Raw genomic sequence first — 16,986 nt, 5'->3', positions numbered from 1 at the left:
GCCTGTCTCTATGCTGCAAAGCTGGAGAGACAGATGGATTCGAACTTCGACTTTGCCGCCTACAAGGCCGTGATGATCCTGCTGGCGACGGCAGGCCTGATCGTGCCCCTGCTCCTGCGCCTGAAGGTCAGCCCCATTCTGGCCTATCTTCTGGCAGGAGCGATGCTGGGGCCGCACGGTTTGGGCGCGCTGCCGCGTCTGCATTTCATCACCATCGGGCCGCAGGATCACATCAGCCAGATCGCTGATTTCGGTGTTGTTTTCCTGCTGTTCCTGATCGGGCTCGAACTATCGCTCGAACGCCTGATGACAATGCGTCGGCTGGTTTTCGGCCTCGGCGCCTTACAGGTCGTGGCCAGCGCGGTGCTGATCGGCGCGATTGCGGTGGCTCTGGGCGAGACCTCAGCCTCGGGGCTGATCATCGGGGCAGCGCTGTCGCTTTCCTCAACCGCCATCATCATCGAGCTTCTGGCAAGCCAGGGGCGCCTGTCCAGCGCAACGGGGCGCGCAAGTTTCGCTATCCTGCTGTTTCAGGATATTTCTGTGGTTCCTATCCTGTTTCTGGTCGGCATTCTCGGTGCTAGCCAGGAAAGCTCGGTGGTTCTGGGCCTGCTGAGGGCGTTATTGCAGGGCGGGCTGACGGTCGTCGCCATTGTGGTGCTGGGCAAAAGATTGTTTCAGCCGTTTTTCCGGCTGGTGGCCGCCACCAGAAACCACGAATTGTTCATCGCCGCCATTCTGTTTGTCGCAGTTGGCGCGAGCCTGCTGGGCGCCGCAACGGGCCTGTCGATGGGTTTTGGCGCCTTTATCGCCGGGATTCTGCTGTCCGAGACGGAATACCGCCGGGCGATCGGCGCTGAGATCGAGCCCTTCAAGGGCCTGCTGCTCGGCATTTTCTTCTTCACTGTCGGCATGTCGCTCGATCTGGGCGCGCTCGCCGCCAATCCTCTGCCGCTTCTGGCCGCGGCTATTGCCCTCATCGGCGCGAAGGCGGCACTTGTGGCTCTGAGCGGACGCCTGTTCCGGCAAGGCTGGCTCACCGGCTTCAAGACGGGCCTGCTGCTGGGATCGGGCGGCGAGTTTGGCTTTGTCGTACTCAGCGCCGCCGTCAGCAAGGAACTGGTCAGCCCGCAAAGCGCGGCCTTCGTCTTCAGCCTGATCACATTGAGCATGGCCGTCATTCCGCTGAGCGATGCGTTCGGCCTCTGGCTCGGCGCAAGGCTTTATCCCGTACGCCCTGCGCCGGAACTGAGCGAAGCACCGCCCGACGACCGGGAACTGCGCGCCGTTATTGTCGGATTTGGCCGGGTCGGACAGATGGTCAGTTCGCTGATGGACGAGCATAAGGTCAAATATATTGCGACGGACAGGGATGCGCGCATCATCACCAAGTGGCGGCGGCAGGGTAAGCCGATCTATTTCGGCGACGCGCGCCAGCCCGGCTTTCTGCGCCATTGCCGCATCGATACGGCTTCCGCGCTCATCATCACCATTCATGCCCGGGAGGAGATTGACGCGATTGTTGCTGCGGCGCGCTCCATCCGCCCCGATCTGGTCATTGTCTCGCGCGCGCAGGATTCGCAGCACGCCAGCCATCTCTATGACATGGGCGTCACCGATGCGGTGCCTGAAACCATCGAGGCCAGCCTTCAGCTCTCCGAAGCGGCGCTTGTCGGGCTTGGCGTGCCCATGGGCTATGTCATTGCGTCCATTCATGAAAAGCGCGATGATGTGCGCCGGCAATTGCAGGGCGCCGCGGCGAAAGTGGGCCGCGTGTCCCATGCCGTCAAAGCGCCGCGCGGCAAGCCCGCACCATGAGGGCCGTCGCAATCGTCTCTTGCCAATCGCCGCCGGAGCGCCCATTTTAAAGCCATGCCACGCAGTTCTCATCCCGCATCTGATCAGGACGCCAGCTATGCCGGCGCATTGACGCGGCTGGATTCGCGCTCGCGCGATATTTTCCGGCAGATTGTCGATTCCTATCTGGCGCATGGCGAGCCGGTCGGCTCGCGGCAATTGTCAAAAATATTGCCGATGTCGCTGTCGCCCGCCTCGGTGCGCAATGTCATGCAGGATCTCGAGGAGCTGGGCCTTATCTTCTCGCCGCATACCAGCGCGGGACGTCTGCCCACCGACCTCGGCCTGCGTTTTTTCGTGGATGCGCTGCTTGAGTTCGGCGATCTGTCGGGCGAGGACCGGGGCAAGATCGACGCAAAGGTCAAGGCCGCCGCCGCCCATCAAAGTCTGGATGGCGTGCTCTCGGAAGCCTCAAGCCTGCTTTCGGGCCTGTCCCGCGGCGCGGGCGTCGTTGCCACGACAAAGGACAACATCCGCCTCAAGCATATTGAGTTTCTGCGTCTTGACCCGGAGCGGGCGCTCGCCGTTCTTGTGGCTGAGGATGGCACGGTGGAAAACCGCATTCTCGCCATTCCCAAGGGCCTCCCCGCTTCGGCGCTGGTCGAGGCGGGGAATTTTCTCAATGCGCGGCTGCGCGGGCGCACATTGCAGGAACTGCGCGCCGAGGTGGAGATGGCGCGCGCCGATCTCGAAAGCGAACTCGATACCCTCACCGCCCGGCTGGTGGAGGCTGGGCTGGCCTCATGGTCCGAGCCCGGCCAGACGACTCAACAGCTCATTGTGCGCGGACAGGCCAATCTGCTGGAGGACCTTAACGCCCAGCAGGATATCGAACGTATCCGCCTGCTCTTTGCCGATCTCGAGAGCAAGAAGGACGTGATCGACCTCCTCAACCGGGCCGAGACGGCGCAGGGCGTGCGCATTTTCATCGGTGCCGAAAACAAGCTGTTCTCGCTTTCCGGCTCATCGATGATCGCTGCGCCCTTCCGCAACGAAAAGCAGAATATAGTTGGCGTACTGGGCATTATCGGCCCGACGCGGCTCAATTATGCCCGCATCGTGCCGATTGTCGAATATACCGCCAAGGCCGTGTCCAAGCTGGTGGGCGGAGAATAAGAGCAAGAAGTCATTCCTCATATTTGTTTAAACATGACATTTAAATGCAAGATCTCTCCCTCCTCTCTCGTGCCGGAAAAGGCGAGTAGTGAACTGAGAGGGAACATGCAAGGCGCTCTTTCCCTTATTGCAAAGCCCGTCATCCTGTCCTTTCCCGGGCGGGGAGGAAGGAACGATAACGGCATATTACACCCAGAGAGACATACTCCTGTGGTAGCGCGGGGGTCAAACTGCGTGACGAACGTGAAGCGGAAGACAAAACAGCAAGTTTTATCGGATCAAATTATCTTGAAGGCAGTTGGCAAAAAACCGAGAATATCGGGTCCGACTATAAAACCGGGGCTATATAATGTTGCCAATTCCTTCGCATGCGCCGCCGTACCGTCAGGTGTGTAATAAAGCACACGCGTATCTTGATTGTAAAACAGTCGGCTGTCAGCGGACAAATCGTTAATAGTCTTGGAACAGACGAATTGGCTCTCAGTAACATTGTCTCCCTGTTTCCATGCAGAAAAATAGTTATGATCAAGAGCAATTCTATTATTAACATTAGAATTCATTTTGGTCGGCAAGTAGAAAGTAATATTTATTTTATTTGATATATCATATGAATAAAAATCAATTTCAAAATTATCGCAATTGGAACCATCTATGTATTGAATATTTTTAAAATTATACGAAGCGCTAAACCCTTTATAATCTAATTCATACATTTTTCCTTTCGTAATATCACATACGGCGGACACGGCAGCAGAGGCAATATATAAATTATTACTCTGGCCACCACCACCGTCTATATCTATATTTCTCACGCCATCATAAAATTTATCGTTAGCTTCCCCGCCGATCAGATTCTGAATATTCTTATAACTGACTGATTTTCCGTACGATGCGTACAAACCATGTATGTCAAAAATGATACCATTTCCATATCCGGCAAAAGACAAAGTATTATACCCCCCGCCGCCATCAACAATTGAGTTTCCAATACCCATAGTGAACACATTGTCATAACCATCGCCGACGAGGTTATGATTGCCCTGGCCGACTGTGATATTTCTTATGCCAGAGATTGTATCGGTGTAATTCGCCCCATTAAAGCTATAGGTTGTCGTTGAAACAGCCTGCGATAAATTAATCCTGAAATCAGCATTAATGCGGGACAGGTCGAACGTGTCATTGCCGCCGCCGCCGTCGAGCGTCAGATTGGTTGCGCCCGCAACGAATATGTCATCGCGCGCGCTGCCGATGACGTTCTCGATCGATGTGAATGCGTCGCTGTAGCTGACGCCGCCGACTGTGAACAAGGCCGTGCTATTCGCGACATTCACGGTGAGCGTGGTGTTCCCATCCGGTGTGATGTTGGCAAAAGACACGGTGTCATTCCCCGCGCCGCCGTCCAGCGTCACATTGCTCGCTCCAACCGCGAACATGTCGTTGCCGGTGCCGCCGACAAAAGTTTCGATATTGCGGAAACTGTCCAAAAGCCCGGCAGCCACAGCCGTGCCCGCCGAAAGATCAAAACTGATATCCTGCGTGAGCGCGGCAAAAGACACGGTGTCATTCCCCGCACCGCCATCCAGCGTCACATTGCTCGCACCAACCACGAACGTGTCGTTGCCAGCGCCGCCGACAAAAGTTTCGATATTGCAGAAACTGTCCGAAAGCCCAGCCGCCACAGCCGTGCCCGCCGAAAGATCAAAGCGGATATCCTGCGTGAGAGCGGCAAAGGACAACATGTCATTCCCCGCGCCGCCATCCAGCGTCACATTGCTCACACCCACCACTAACATGTCGTTGCCAGCGCCGCCGACAACATTCTCGATATTGCGGAAACTGTCCAAAAGCCCGGCAGCCACAGCCGTGCCCGCCGAAAGATCAAAACTGATATCCTGCGTGAGCGCGGCAAAAGACACGGTGTCATTCCCCGCACCGCCATCCAGCGTCACATTGCTCGCACCAACCACGAACATGTCGTTGCCGGTGCCGCCGACATAAGTCTCGATAGAAATAAATGTATCGGTATAGGTCGTTCCGTTAGCCACGAACGAGACCGTACCATTGCCAAAGGTAAAGGTCGTGCCACCGATATCTGCAAAGGATATGGTATCGTTGCCCGCGCCGCCGTTGACCGTCTGATTGCCAATACCCAATGTAAAGACGTTATCACCGGCATTGCCAGTCAGATTGGCGGTGGCATTACCTGCAACGATATTTTCAATATTTAAAAATGTCTGGGTGTACGTTTTATTGCCCAGAGAGAACGAAGCCGTGGCATTTGCAAAATCAATGGACAGCGTCGAGTCCTTATCCCGCGCGAGCGCGGCAAAAGACACGGTGTCATTCCCCCCGCCGCCATCCAGCGCCACATTGCTCGCACCAACCACGAACATGTCGTTGCCGGTGCCGCCGACAAAAGTCTCGATATTGCGGAAACTGTCCGAAAGCCCGGCAGCCACAGCCGTGCCCGCCGAAAGATCAAAGCGGATATCCTGCGTGAGAGCGGCAAAAGACACGGTATCATTCCCCGCGCCGCCATCCAGCGTCACATTGCTCACACCCACAACGAACGTGTCGTTGCCGGTGCCGCCGACATATTTTTGAATATTGTACATTTTATCAATATAATTTCGCCCGGCCTGCGTAAAGGCGACTAAATTTTCAGCTGTATTAATTGTGACATCGGCTGCAATATTAACGAAAGAAACAGTATTATAGCCCATGCCACCGTCGAGGACATCATTTCCGAGGCCCACGATCAGCGTATCGTTGCCAGCAAAACCAGAGAGATTGTCATTTCCGACGCCAGCCTCAATAACACTGTCGCCATAATTGCCGACAAGATTTGTATTTCCATTACAGCCGATCAGATTATTGAAATTGCTGATCTTTAAATTGTAGAATGTTATGCCGTCGAGCGTATATCTGACTGTTCCCGTCGCGAAACTAACAAACATACGACCTTTGTTGGTGATATTGGCGAAGGACAATGTATTGGTGCCTCCGCCGCCATCGAGGGAACCATTGCCAACACCCACCACGATCGTATCGTTACCGGAGCCACCGACAAAGTTCTCGATCGAAGAGAGCGTATCGCTATAGGTCACGCCGCCAACCTTGAACGATGCGCTGCCCGCGCCCGCATCAATGGTCACATCCGCCGCAATATTGGCAAATGACGCCGTATCGCTGCCGGTCCCGCCGTCGAGAACATCATTGCCGAGGCCCGCCACCAGCGTATCGTCGCCAGCATAGCCATAGAGATTGTCGTTTCCGGTACCTGCCGTCAGTATATTGTTTTGCGCATTGCCGATGAGATTGGCATTACCGGTGCCTGCAATCAGATTCTGAATATTGGCGAGCTTGGTCGTATAGGTCATACGATTAACAGTGAAGGTCGCGGTTCCCGATGACAGACTGGCTATCAACCGGCCAGAATTGGCAATATTGGCAAATGACGCTGTATTGTTGCCAGTGCCTCCGTCAAGAACATCATTACCAAGGCCCGCCACCAGCGTATCGTCGCCGGCATAACCGTAGAGATTATCGTTTCCGGTACCTGCCGTCAGAATATTGTTCTGCGCATTGCCGATGAGATTGGCATTACCGGTGCCTGCGATCAGATTTTGAATATTGGTGAATGTGCCCTTATAGGACACACCGCTGGCAGAGAAGTTTGCCGTGCCTGACGACAGACTGACAATTAACCGACCGGAATTGGTAATATTAGCGAAGGACAGCGTTGAATTACCACTGCCTGCATAAGCCTTGTTTTCATATGTCGCAAGAATTGGATCGTTCACGGCCAACGAAACATACCCGAACGCCGATACATAGGATATCTGATAAGCAATTCCGTCAGATATGCTATTTTTATATATCAGCGATTTCCAATATGCCCTGAGCACCTTAAGATCTCCGCCAAACTATTACGCAATTGCTAATAACTTCATTGATGAATTAATGATGTAAAATTTTCAATACTTAAACTTTTTCATGCTAAATATATAGAGTTAAGTCGATTCGGAATAACGCCCGCTCGGCGTTCTGCCCCGCCAGATAAATAAAGCGGATTGACCAATCCGATCTCGGCAACCTAGAATGCCAGCCTATTGATTGACCAACAGGCTACATTTCAACATGAGCGCTTCCATCAACGCCCCGCGCGATTTCACGTCGCGGACGGGTCAAAAAATGCAATTCACCGCCCTTGGCTTTGGCACGGCACCGCTGGGCAACCTTTACCAACCGCTCACCGAACAGGCCGCCCGCGCAACGCTTGACGCCGCATGGGAGGTGGGTTGCCGCTATTACGACACCGCGCCGCTCTATGGCCTCGGCCTTTCCGAGACACGACTCAACGGCTTCCTGCGGCAGCACCAGCGCGGCGACTACCTCCTCTCCAGCAAGGTCGGGCGTCTGCTCGCCGTATGCAAACCAGAGGAGCGCACCGGCATCGGCAAATTCTTCGACACGCCAAACCGGCGCGAAGTCTATGATTATTCCTATGATGGCGTGATGCGCTCGCTGGAATTTTCATTCGAGCGGCTGGGCGTCGATCGCCTCGATATCGTTTATTGCCATGATGTCGATATCTTCACCCACGGCAGCAAGGCCGCCTCGGACGCCCGCATCAAGCAATTCATGGACAGCGGCTACAAGGCCCTGCACGATCTGCGCGCACAGGGCGTGATCAAGGCCATCGGCGTCGGCGTCAACGAATGGCAGGTGTGCGAAACCATGGCCAGGGCGGGAGATTTCGACCTCTTCCTGCTGGCCGGACGCTATACGCTGCTGGAACAGGAGGCCCTGGACAGTTTCCTGCCGCTTTGCCTGCAAAAAAACATCGGCATCGCGCTCGGCGGGCCGTTCAATTCCGGCATTCTGGCCACCGGCCCGAAGCCCGGCGCATTCTACAATTACGATGTTGCGCCGCCTGCCATTCTGGAGCGGGTGGCGAAGATCGAGCGCATATGCACGGCACATGGCGTGAAATTGCGCGAAGCGGCGCTGCAGTTTCCGCTGCACCACCCTGCCGTGGTCTCGGTGATTCCCGGCGCACAATCGGCTGATCAGGTGCGTGAAAATGCCCGCATGATGAATGTGGCCATTCCATCGGCGCTCTGGGCTGACCTCAAGACCGAGGGTCTGCTGCGGGCCGACGCGCCCATTCAATAATCTGCTCATCCACCGGCCATAAGAAGGAAAGCCCCATGCTCAAAAAACTGAACCCGCTGCTCACCCCCGATCTGCTCTATGTGCTGCGCGCCATGGGCCACGGCGATGAGATCACCATTGTCGATGGCAATTATCCGGCCGAGAGCGCCGGACCGCAGGTTGTGCGCCTCGACGGCGTCTCGGCGACCGACGCACTCGATGCCATTCTCTCGGTGATGCCGCTTGACGATTTCGTGCCAGAAGCCTGCTGGCACATGCAGCCTGCTGCCGGCGCAAGCCCGGATCAGCCGATCTTTGCCGAATTCAAGGCCGCCATCGCCCGGCATGAAGGGCCGAAGTTCACGCTCGGCTCCATCGAGCGTTTCAAATTCTATGAGCGCGCCAACCGCGCCTATGCGATGGTTGCGACCGGCGAGCGTCGACTTTATGGCAATATCATTCTGAAAAAAGGCGTGATACGACCGCAGGAATGAACGATTACGCATTCCTGACCGAAGATCAGACCGCCATCGTCGAAATGGCGCGGGATTTCGCCAACGAAAAGCTCGCGCCTTTCGCCGTGGAATGGGACGAGAAAAAACATTTTCCCGCAGATACTTTGCGCGAAGCCGCAGCGCTCGGTCTTGGCGCCATCTATACAAGCGAGCAATTTGGCGGCTCAGGCCTCTCGCGCCTCGATGCGGCGCTGATTTTCGAAGCGCTAGCCACCGGCTGCCCGACGATCTCGGCCTTTCTCTCGATTCATAATATGTGCTGCTGGATGATTGACAGCTACGGCAGCGAAGCGCAGCGCGCGGCCCATGTCGGCAGGCTTGCCAGCATGGCGCATATCGCCAGCTATTGCCTCACGGAGCCGGGGGCCGGTTCGGATGCCGCCGCTCTCAAAACAAAGGCCGTCCGGGACGGCGATGCCTATGTGCTGAGCGGGGCCAAGCAATTCATCTCGGGCGCGGGCACATCGGACATCTATATCGTCATGGCGCGCACCGGCGAAGCCGGGCCGAAGGGCATTTCCGCCTTTATTGTGGAGAAGGACAGGCCCGGCCTCTCCTTCGGCGCGAATGAAAGAAAAATGGGCTGGAACGCCCAGCCCACGCGCAGCGTCATCTTCGACGCCGTCCGCATCCCCGCCGAAAACCGCCTTGGCGCGGAAGGCGACGGGTTCAGGATCGCCATGTCCGGCCTGAATGGCGGGCGGCTCAATATCGGCGCCTGCTCGCTTGGCGGGGCGCAGGCCGCGCTCGACAAGGCGCTGGCCTATATGAAGGAGCGCCGCGCCTTTGGCAAAAAACTGACGGAGTTTCAGGCCCTGCAATTCCGCCTTGCGGAAATGGCGGCGGATCTCGAAGCCGCGCGGTTGCTGCTCTATCATGCGGCCGGGGCGCTTGACGCAAAAGCAGCAAACGCCACCCAGCTTTGCGCCATGTCCAAACTGAAAGCCACGGATACAGGTTTCGATGTCGCCAATAAAGCGCTGCAAATGCTGGGCGGTTACGGCTATCTTGCAGATTACGGCCTTGAGAAAATCGTGCGCGATCTGCGCGTGCACCAGATCCTTGAAGGCACAAACGAAATCATGCGGCTTATCATTGCGCGCGGACTGATCGAGGACGGAAAATGAGCACCATCGCATTCATCGGACTGGGCAATATGGGCGGGCCCATGGCCGCCAATCTGGTCAAGGCCGGCCATCGGGTTCTGGGCTTCGATCTCGTCGAGGCGTTGCGTCAGGGCGCCGCAGCGAACGGCATCGAAATCGGCGCGGGCGTCGCCGCTGTCGTGGGCGAAGCCGATGCTGTCGTCACCATGCTGCCCAATGGCAAGGCCGTGCTGGCCGTTTGGGAGGAGATGATCAAGGCGGCCAGAACAGGGACTTTGTTCATCGATTCGTCAACCATCGACGTCGATTCCGCCCGCAAGGCGCATGAAATGGCGCAAAGAGCCGGGTTTGTCAGTCTGGATGCGCCGGTCTCGGGGGGGACGGGCGGCGCTGCGGCAGCCACGCTCACCTTCATGTGCGGCGGCGACGATATGGCATTCGCTTCTGCGCGGCCGATCCTTGAAAAAATGGGCAGGAAGATTGTCCACTGCGGCGGTGCGGGCGCCGGACAGGCGGCCAAGATCTGCAACAACATGATTCTGGGCATTACGATGATCGCCACAGCCGAAGCCTTTGTGCTGGGCGAGAAGCTTGGCCTGTCGCATCAGGCCTTGTTCGACGTGGCCTCGACCTCGTCGGGACAAAGCTGGTCCCTGACGAGCTATTGCCCCGTGCCCGGCCCGGTGCCCACCTCGCCTGCCAACCGCGATTATCAGCCCGGTTTCGCCGCGGCCCTGATGCTGAAAGATCTCAAACTCTCGCAGGACGCAGCCGCGAGCGCCGGTGCCTCAACCCCGCTCGGCGCAGCCGCCGCCAGACTCTATGAGCAGTTCAATGCCAGCGGCGCGGGCGGCGTGGATTTCTCCGGCATTATCAATATGATCCGGGGCGCGTGAGGCGGCAGGACACTCACCCGTCATTGCGAGCGCAAGCGAAGCAATCTGTTTTCCGGATTGCTTCGTCGGCTATGCCTCCTCGCAAAGACGCCCCTCACCTCTCGCCCCCCTTATCCTGAGGCTCTCTCGACGGGAGAGGGAGTGTCTCGGAGTCCCCGCAAAGCCCGGAAAGCTGCCATCCGCGCTCACGTCTTTAAAGCCCGCCCTTTTCAATAATAAACTGCGCCACAGCCTCCAGCCCCTCGCCGGTTTTCATATTGGTGAAAACGAAGGGCTTGGCCTTGCGCATCAGTTTTGCGTCGCGGTCCATCACGTCCAATGAGGCGCCGACATGGGGCGCAAGGTCGATCTTGTTGATCACCAGCATATCCGAGCGGGTGATGCCCGGCCCGCCTTTGCGCGGGATTTTCTCGCCGCCCGAGACATCGATGACATAAATCGTCAGATCGGCGAGTTCGGGCGAGAAGGTGGCCGCGAGATTGTCGCCGCCCGATTCAATCAGAATGAGGTCAAGGCCGGGGAATTTGCGGTTCATGTCGTCGATGGCCGCCAGATTGATCGAGGCGTCCTCGCGTATGGCTGTATGCGGGCAGCCGCCGGTCTCGACCCCCATGATGCGCTCGGCCTCCAGCGCCCCGGCCTCGGTGAGAAGCCGCGCATCTTCCTTGGTGTAGATGTCGTTGGTGATGGCCGCAATATTATAGGTCTGGCGGAATTTCTTGCACAAAAGCTCCATCAGCGCCGTCTTGCCGGAGCCGACGGGGCCGCCGATGCCTACACGCAATGGGCCGGTATTTGATTTTGTCATGAGCGGAACAGCCTTGAATATTGGGTTTCATGGGAAAGGGCGGCAAGGTCCGAGCGAAATACGCATCCGCCCAGATCGTCCTGCCGCGATGTCTCGGCAAAGCCGGCAAGATCATTGATGGCCGGCAGCAAGCCGGCGATGATGCGCTGGCCGTCGCTCTGGCCGATGGGGCCAAGCCGAACAGCGGCCGAGGTCAGCGCACTGACAAAGGCCAGAAGATAGGCCGCCAGCGTCTCCCGCAACGGGAGTTCATGCGCCCGTGCGGCAATTCCCACCGCCACAGGATAGGCAATCTCCCCGTCAAACGCGTCGAGCGCAGGTGCGGGCCAGGACTTGCGCAATGCCGCGACAAAAGCCGTGCCCTGCGCTGCTGTCTCAAGATAGCGCTCTTTCGATGAGGCCAGCGCCAGAGCCAGATCATTCACGGCTTCGCCGCGCCAGGCCGCGCTGAGCAGGATGGCGTCATTGCGCAGCGAGCCCATCTCGATAAGCGCGCCGATCCAGTCCTGCACATCGGCGGCATCGGTGATATCCCCTGCCTCGACGGCCCATTCCAGCCCATGCGAATAGGCAAAGGCACCCACCGGAAAGGCAGGAGAAAACCAGACCATGAGCGGCAGGAAATTCATGGCTCAGTGATCATGGCCGCAACCGGGCCCATGAACATGGCCGTGATCGTGATGGCCGTGATCATGATGGTCGTGCGCGTGCCCATGATCATGCGCGTGATGAGCGTGGCCATGGCGGTGATGGGCATGACCATGGTCATGCCCCTGCGTCTGCACCGATTGCGCATAGGCTCCGCCCTCCGGATCAAAGGGCGCTTCGATCTCGATAACCTTCGCGCCCAGCCCGCGTGCCATATCGGCGATGACATGATCTCGGCGGATGCGCAGTTTTGTCCCAGCAATCTGTGTCGGCAGGTGGCGGTTGCCAAGGTGCCAAGCAATGCGGATCATCTCGTGGGCATCCGCCGCGCGGATTTCCAGCAGCGGTTCGGGCGCGGCCACCACCTCGATGAGGCGGCCATCCTCCAGGCGCAAAGCGTCGCCGCCGCGCAGCATCACCACCTCGGGCAGATCGAGCAGAAACTCCAGCCCGCCAATGCCCTGCATCGCCATGCGGCGGCGGTGGCGATCATCATAATCGAGCACGACGGTCTCGACAGCCTCATTCCAATCGCCTTTGGCGATGACCTTTACAGCCCGTAACATATGAAATCCTCGTTTCTGCTTTGATAAAGTATCACAACTCATTTTTGAACCAGAATTATCCCCGTCAGCGCCCATCACTTTAACTTAGAACTAAACGTGAACGCTATGGATCATTCGAATGGATAATCTCGAACGGGAAATCAATTATCTCTGCCGGAAATATGGTCATGACCCGGCTTCCGCCATAGCGGCGAGGGCGTGCCTGCGCGCCTATTTGCGGGATGGCCATGTACCGGACGTGCTGGACGCATTATATGCCCATGCATGCGCGCAGGAAGCCAAGGCCTTCAATTCCGATCAGCCGCCCTTCACCATTTACCGAGCGCCTTGAGCTTTTCAAGGTCACCGGAGCGGTCGATACGCCAGAAGCCGCCACTGGGGCGCAAAGTCACGCCAAGCTGGAACGGCGGATAATCATGCTCCGAGCGTATAATGCCGTCCATGCTGAAAGTGACGATACCCCGGGGCAGATCGACGATGAAATCTGCCCTGTCCCCTGCCAGCCTGACCGGCCTAACCGTGATTGCCCCGTCCCAGGCGTGTATCGGCGCAAATTTGCAGGTGATCACATCGCTGTCGCCCTCGAAACAATAAGGTGCCGCAATTCGTCCACCCATGCCGACTTCAACTTTGTGGGACAACCGCCTGAGTTGCGGTGTCATGATATTTTCCAGTTCTCTGTCATTCCGTGCTAAACGTTGCGCAATCGGCATCTCTCCCGGAACGGCGCGGCGTTTCCATGCCTCATCGTAACTTTTTACGAGCCATTCAAAGAAATGCTGCAAGAAATTCGCAAGATGCGCCGGATTACGATCGCAGGTCTTGGCATCCGAGCACGGCACCATCGGCGGCGGGTCGAAAACACCCGCACAGGCTGGGGCAGACAGGGCCCCAGCCAATAATATAAAGCAAGCTCTCAGCGCCAGACCCACAGTTTATCCGAATCGACTAAAATATAATTCGCATATGGATAATATAGTCTGACTCTGAATCAAAACATGAAGTAACGCTGCGCCATGGGCAAGGATGTCGCAGGCTCGCACACCAGTAAAACGCCATCCGCCGTCACAGCATAAGTTTCGGGATTAACGCGGATATCGGGCGTGGCGTCATTATGCACCATGCTCTTTTTGGAGATCTTGCGCGTATTCTCGACGCCGACCAGCGTTTTGGCGACACCAAGTTGCGTGGCGAGGCCCTTGTCGAGCGAAGTCTGCGAGACGAAGGTCAGCGACGAGCCGGTGCGTGCCTTGCCGAACGCGCCGAACATCGGCCGGTAATGCATCGGTTGCGGCGTTGGAATCGAAGCATTCGGGTCGCCCATGCTGGCCATGGCGATGACCCCGCCTTTCAGCACCAGATCGGGCTTGATGCCGAAAAAGCCCGGCGTCCAGACCACGAGATCGGCGAGTTTGCCCACCTCAACCGAGCCGATATGGCGCGAGACGCCATGGGCAATGGCCGGGTTGATGGTATATTTGGCAATATAGCGTTTCACGCGGGCATTATCGGCGCGTCCGTCGCCGGGCAGCGGCCCGCGCTGGCGTTTCATCTTGTCCGCCGTCTGCCAGGTGCGGATGATCACCTCGCCCACCCGGCCCATGGCCTGACTGTCGGACGACATCATCGAGAGCGCCCCCAGATCGTGGAGGATATCTTCAGCCGCGATGGTTTCCTTGCGGATGCGGCTTTCGGCAAAGGCCAGATCTTCCGAAATCGAACTGTCAAGATGATGGCAGACCATCAGCATGTCGAGATGCTCATCCAGCGTATTTTTGGTGAAGGGGCGCGTCGGATTGGTGCTGGAGGGCAGCACATTCTCAAGGCCCGCCACCGAAATGATGTCCGGCGCATGGCCGCCGCCCGCCCCTTCGGTGTGGAAGGCGTGAATGGTGCGGCCCTTGAAGGCCCTGATCGTATCTTCGACAAAGCCAGATTCGTTCAGCGTGTCGGTATGGATCATCACCTGAATGTCATGATCTTCAGCAACAGACAGGCAGGTGTCGATGGCCTGCGGTGTCGTGCCCCAGTCCTCGTGCAGTTTCAGGGCGCAGGCGCCCGCCTCGATCTGCTCGACGAGCCCCGCGGCCAGCGCGGCATTGCCCTTGCCGGCAAAGCCGAGATTCATCGGAAAGGCGTCAGCGGCTTCGATCATCCGGGCAATATGCCAGGGGCCGGGCGTGCAGGTTGTGGCGAATGTGCCGGTTGCCGGGCCGGTGCCGCCGCCCAGCATCGAGGTGATGCCGGAGGCCAGCGCCTCGTCGATCTGCTGTGGGCAGATGAAATGAATATGTGAGTCAAATCCGCCTGCGGTGATGATTTTGCCTTCTCCGGCAATGATTTCGGTGCCGGGGCCGATGATGATGGTGACGCCGGGCTGGATATCCGGGTTACCGGCCTTGCCGATGGCGGCGATGCGGCCGTCCCTGAGGCCGATATCGGCCTTGACGATGCCCCAGTGGTCGATGATCGTGGCATTGGTGATCACGGTGTCCATGGCGCCGTTGGCGCGCGTCACCTGAGACTGGCCCATGCCGTCGCGGATGACCTTGCCGCCGCCGAATTTCACTTCCTCGCCATAGATGGTGAAATCCTTTTCGATCTCGATGAACAGCTCGGTATCGGCCAGACGCACGCGATCCCCCAATGTGGGGCCGAACATATCGGCGTAAGCGGCACGCGAAAGAGAGGTTGGACGCTGATTGTTCATGCTTTTGCCTCTTCCAGATTTCCCATCACATCGCCGCGGAATCCATAAACCGTCCGGCTGCCGGACAGCGCCACGAGGCGCACGTCCTTCGACTGGCCCGGCTCGAAGCGCACCGCCGTACCCGCCGGAATATCGAGCCGGAAGCCCCGCGCCTTCTCGCGCTCGAACTTCAGCGCGGGATTGGTTTCATAAAAGTGATAATGCGAGCCGACCTGAATCGGCCTGTCCCCCGCATTGGCGACATGCAATGTCACGGTCTCGCGGCCCTCGTTCATGACAATATCGCCCGCCTCGGCCAGCACCTCGCCCGGCACCAGACCGGAATGCGCGCCGCGGATCGGATGATGCACAGTGACAAGCTTGGTGCCATCGGGAAATGTGGCTTCCACCTGAATGTCGTGGATCATCTCGGCGATGCCCTCCATCACCTGATCGGCGTTAAGCACATGCGCGCCCGCCTCCATCAGATCCGCGACGGAGCGCCCGTCGCGCGCGCCCTCGACGACAAAATCCGTGATCAGCGCCACGGCCTCCGGATGGTTGAGCTTGACGCCGCGCGCCAGGCGGTTTCGCGCCACCATGGCGGCCAGAGCCACCATCAGCTTGTCTTTCTCACGCGGCGTCAGATTCATAACATGCTCCTGAATTCATTTGTATTTTCATAATAATCACATCCACACCCGAGGCAGTTCCCGGCCCCGCACATGCTGCAGCACGAGCTGGATGAGTCTGCGCAATAATGGCGGCTGATCGGTCAGAAAACGTCCGGCAAGCAGGCCGTTCCAGGCGCTGAACGCGCATTCAACCGCACTGCCCGCCACAAGCGCGCGCAACGGCTCCAGCTGCGCCTCGGCATCGGGCGCAATGTGCAGGAATGTCGCCGCGCTCATCGCGCCGCGCGCCACGGCGGCGCGCGCAAGCTGCGCCTTGAGGTCGGGGCCGAGCGCCACATTCTCGGCAAAAACAAGCCGGCCGGCCCTTGAAATGCGCCAATTGTCGCGGAAAGTGCCGGAAATGGCGTCCTCATGCGCGGCTTTGCGGCCCAAAATCAGCGAATCAAGCAGTATGAGGCGGGCATCTGCCGCCATGTCGAGCGACAATTGCCGGGAAAAACAGGCGTCGCGGAACAGGATCGCTTCCTGAGGGATATAATCAAGACGCGCGCCGGAACCAAGGCGCAGTTCGATATCGAGCCGCGTCGCCGGCCCTTGCGAACCATAGACCTTTTCTGCCGACTGGCTGGTCAGGGTCACATCCGATCCTGCGGCAAGCTCCACGGCAATATGGCCGCAATCTCCGCCGACAAGTCCGCCGCCGGTGTTGATCATCACCGCCTCAAGGCCGCTGGCGCCCCGCGCGTGGTCACGATTGGGGATGCGCAAGCGAAAGCCGCCCGCCTCATAATGGCGCGCCAGAAAGGTTCTGCCGTGTCCGGCGCCGAAAGCAGCCCTGATCCGGCCTTGCGCCCGCAAAAAGCCGGGCACCAAACCATTCTGGCCATCAGGCACGGCCTGAAATGTCACGCGCTACTCCCCCTGTCGTCATATGTATTTTCTTTATCATCCCGCATTTGTCGCGATCAAAAAAGCGGCAAATTGAAATTCCAG

Annotated in this window: 15 protein-coding genes; 7 read left to right on the top strand and 8 right to left on the bottom strand. The window is 58.0% G+C overall.

The features are described 5' to 3' along the window. Nucleotides 1-33: 33 nt before the first annotated feature. A complete protein-coding gene (locus tag AC0N03_RS00830) occupies nt 34-1,818 on the top strand; it encodes a cation:proton antiporter domain-containing protein (protein ID WP_474286474.1) in 1,785 nt (594 codons plus the stop codon). Between the two features lie 54 nt (nt 1,819-1,872). After that, nucleotides 1,873-2,973, top strand: coding sequence for a heat-inducible transcriptional repressor HrcA (gene hrcA / locus AC0N03_RS00825; protein ID WP_474286473.1), 1,101 nt, complete (start codon nt 1,873-1,875; stop codon nt 2,971-2,973). Between the two features lie 278 nt (nt 2,974-3,251). Here hrcA and AC0N03_RS00820 read toward each other — a convergent pair whose 3' ends face one another. Continuing rightward, nucleotides 3,252-6,881, bottom strand: coding sequence for a beta strand repeat-containing protein (locus tag AC0N03_RS00820; protein ID WP_474286471.1), 3,630 nt, complete (start codon nt 6,879-6,881; stop codon nt 3,252-3,254). Between the two features lie 286 nt (nt 6,882-7,167). On the opposite strand from AC0N03_RS00820, the gene AC0N03_RS00815 reads away from it, so the two are divergent. The 4 genes from AC0N03_RS00815 to mmsB are packed head-to-tail and all read left to right on the top strand — an operon-like array spanning nt 7,168 to nt 10,647. Further along, nucleotides 7,168-8,151, top strand: a complete 984-nt coding sequence (locus tag AC0N03_RS00815) for an aldo/keto reductase (protein WP_474286470.1) — start codon at nt 7,168-7,170, stop codon at nt 8,149-8,151. Nucleotides 8,152-8,186: 35 nt separating this feature from the next. Then, nucleotides 8,187-8,624: an RbsD/FucU family protein gene (locus AC0N03_RS00810; protein WP_474286468.1), complete on the top strand. Its 438-nt coding sequence runs from the start codon at nt 8,187-8,189 to the stop codon at nt 8,622-8,624. After that, nucleotides 8,621-9,772 carry an acyl-CoA dehydrogenase family protein gene (locus tag AC0N03_RS00805; RefSeq protein WP_474286467.1) on the top strand — a complete coding sequence of 384 codons (1,152 nt, stop codon included), beginning with the start codon at nt 8,621-8,623 and terminating at the stop codon, nt 9,770-9,772. The genes AC0N03_RS00810 and AC0N03_RS00805 overlap by 4 nt, the downstream gene beginning before the upstream one ends. Next, nucleotides 9,769-10,647 (top strand): 3-hydroxyisobutyrate dehydrogenase, encoded by an 879-nt coding sequence (mmsB, locus tag AC0N03_RS00800; protein ID WP_474286466.1) that lies wholly within the window; start codon nt 9,769-9,771, stop codon nt 10,645-10,647. Before AC0N03_RS00805 ends, mmsB begins: the two co-directional genes overlap by 4 nt. A gap of 193 nt (nt 10,648-10,840) precedes the next feature. On the opposite strand, the gene ureG is transcribed toward mmsB, so the two are convergent. The 3 genes from ureG to AC0N03_RS00785 are packed head-to-tail and all read right to left on the bottom strand — an operon-like array spanning nt 10,841 to nt 12,669. Further along, nucleotides 10,841-11,455, bottom strand: a complete 615-nt coding sequence (gene ureG / locus AC0N03_RS00795; RefSeq protein WP_474286465.1) for an urease accessory protein UreG — start codon at nt 11,453-11,455, stop codon at nt 10,841-10,843. Further along, complete coding sequence (locus AC0N03_RS00790) at nt 11,452-12,084, bottom strand: urease accessory protein UreF (RefSeq protein WP_474286463.1); 633 nt, start codon at nt 12,082-12,084, stop codon at nt 11,452-11,454. The genes ureG and AC0N03_RS00790 overlap by 4 nt, the downstream gene beginning before the upstream one ends. 3 nt (nt 12,085-12,087) lie before the next feature. Next, nucleotides 12,088-12,669, bottom strand: a complete 582-nt coding sequence (locus AC0N03_RS00785) for an urease accessory protein UreE (RefSeq protein WP_474286462.1) — start codon at nt 12,667-12,669, stop codon at nt 12,088-12,090. 118 nt (nt 12,670-12,787) lie between these two features. Between AC0N03_RS00785 and AC0N03_RS00780 the strand changes: the two genes are divergently transcribed. Further along, nucleotides 12,788-13,000 (top strand): hypothetical protein, encoded by a 213-nt coding sequence (locus tag AC0N03_RS00780; RefSeq protein WP_474286461.1) that lies wholly within the window; start codon nt 12,788-12,790, stop codon nt 12,998-13,000. On the opposite strand, the gene AC0N03_RS00775 is transcribed toward AC0N03_RS00780, so the two are convergent. The 4 genes from AC0N03_RS00775 to AC0N03_RS00760 all read right to left on the bottom strand — a co-directional run bounded on the left by AC0N03_RS00775 (nt 12,978) and on the right by AC0N03_RS00760 (nt 16,902). After that, entirely contained in the window at nt 12,978-13,331 is a 354-nt protein-coding gene (locus tag AC0N03_RS00775; RefSeq protein WP_474286460.1) for a hypothetical protein, read from the bottom strand. The two genes, AC0N03_RS00780 and AC0N03_RS00775, sit on opposite strands and share 23 nt — an antisense overlap. A 329-nt stretch (nt 13,332-13,660) precedes the next feature. Then, the gene (gene ureC, locus AC0N03_RS00770) at nt 13,661-15,379 is read right to left on the bottom strand and encodes an urease subunit alpha (RefSeq protein WP_474286458.1); all 1,719 of its coding nucleotides are present in this window, start codon (nt 15,377-15,379) and stop codon (nt 13,661-13,663) included. After that, nucleotides 15,376-16,011, bottom strand: a complete 636-nt coding sequence (locus tag AC0N03_RS00765; RefSeq protein ID WP_474286457.1) for an urease subunit gamma — start codon at nt 16,009-16,011, stop codon at nt 15,376-15,378. Before AC0N03_RS00765 ends, ureC begins: the two co-directional genes overlap by 4 nt. 36 nt (nt 16,012-16,047) lie before the next feature. Then, nucleotides 16,048-16,902, bottom strand: coding sequence for an urease accessory protein UreD (locus AC0N03_RS00760; protein WP_474286456.1), 855 nt, complete (start codon nt 16,900-16,902; stop codon nt 16,048-16,050). Between the last annotated feature and the right edge of the window lie 84 nt (nt 16,903-16,986).

The organism is Methylocystis sp. sgz306128 (genome assembly GCF_056032725.1).
This window is presented reverse-complemented; position numbering and strand designations above follow the sequence as displayed.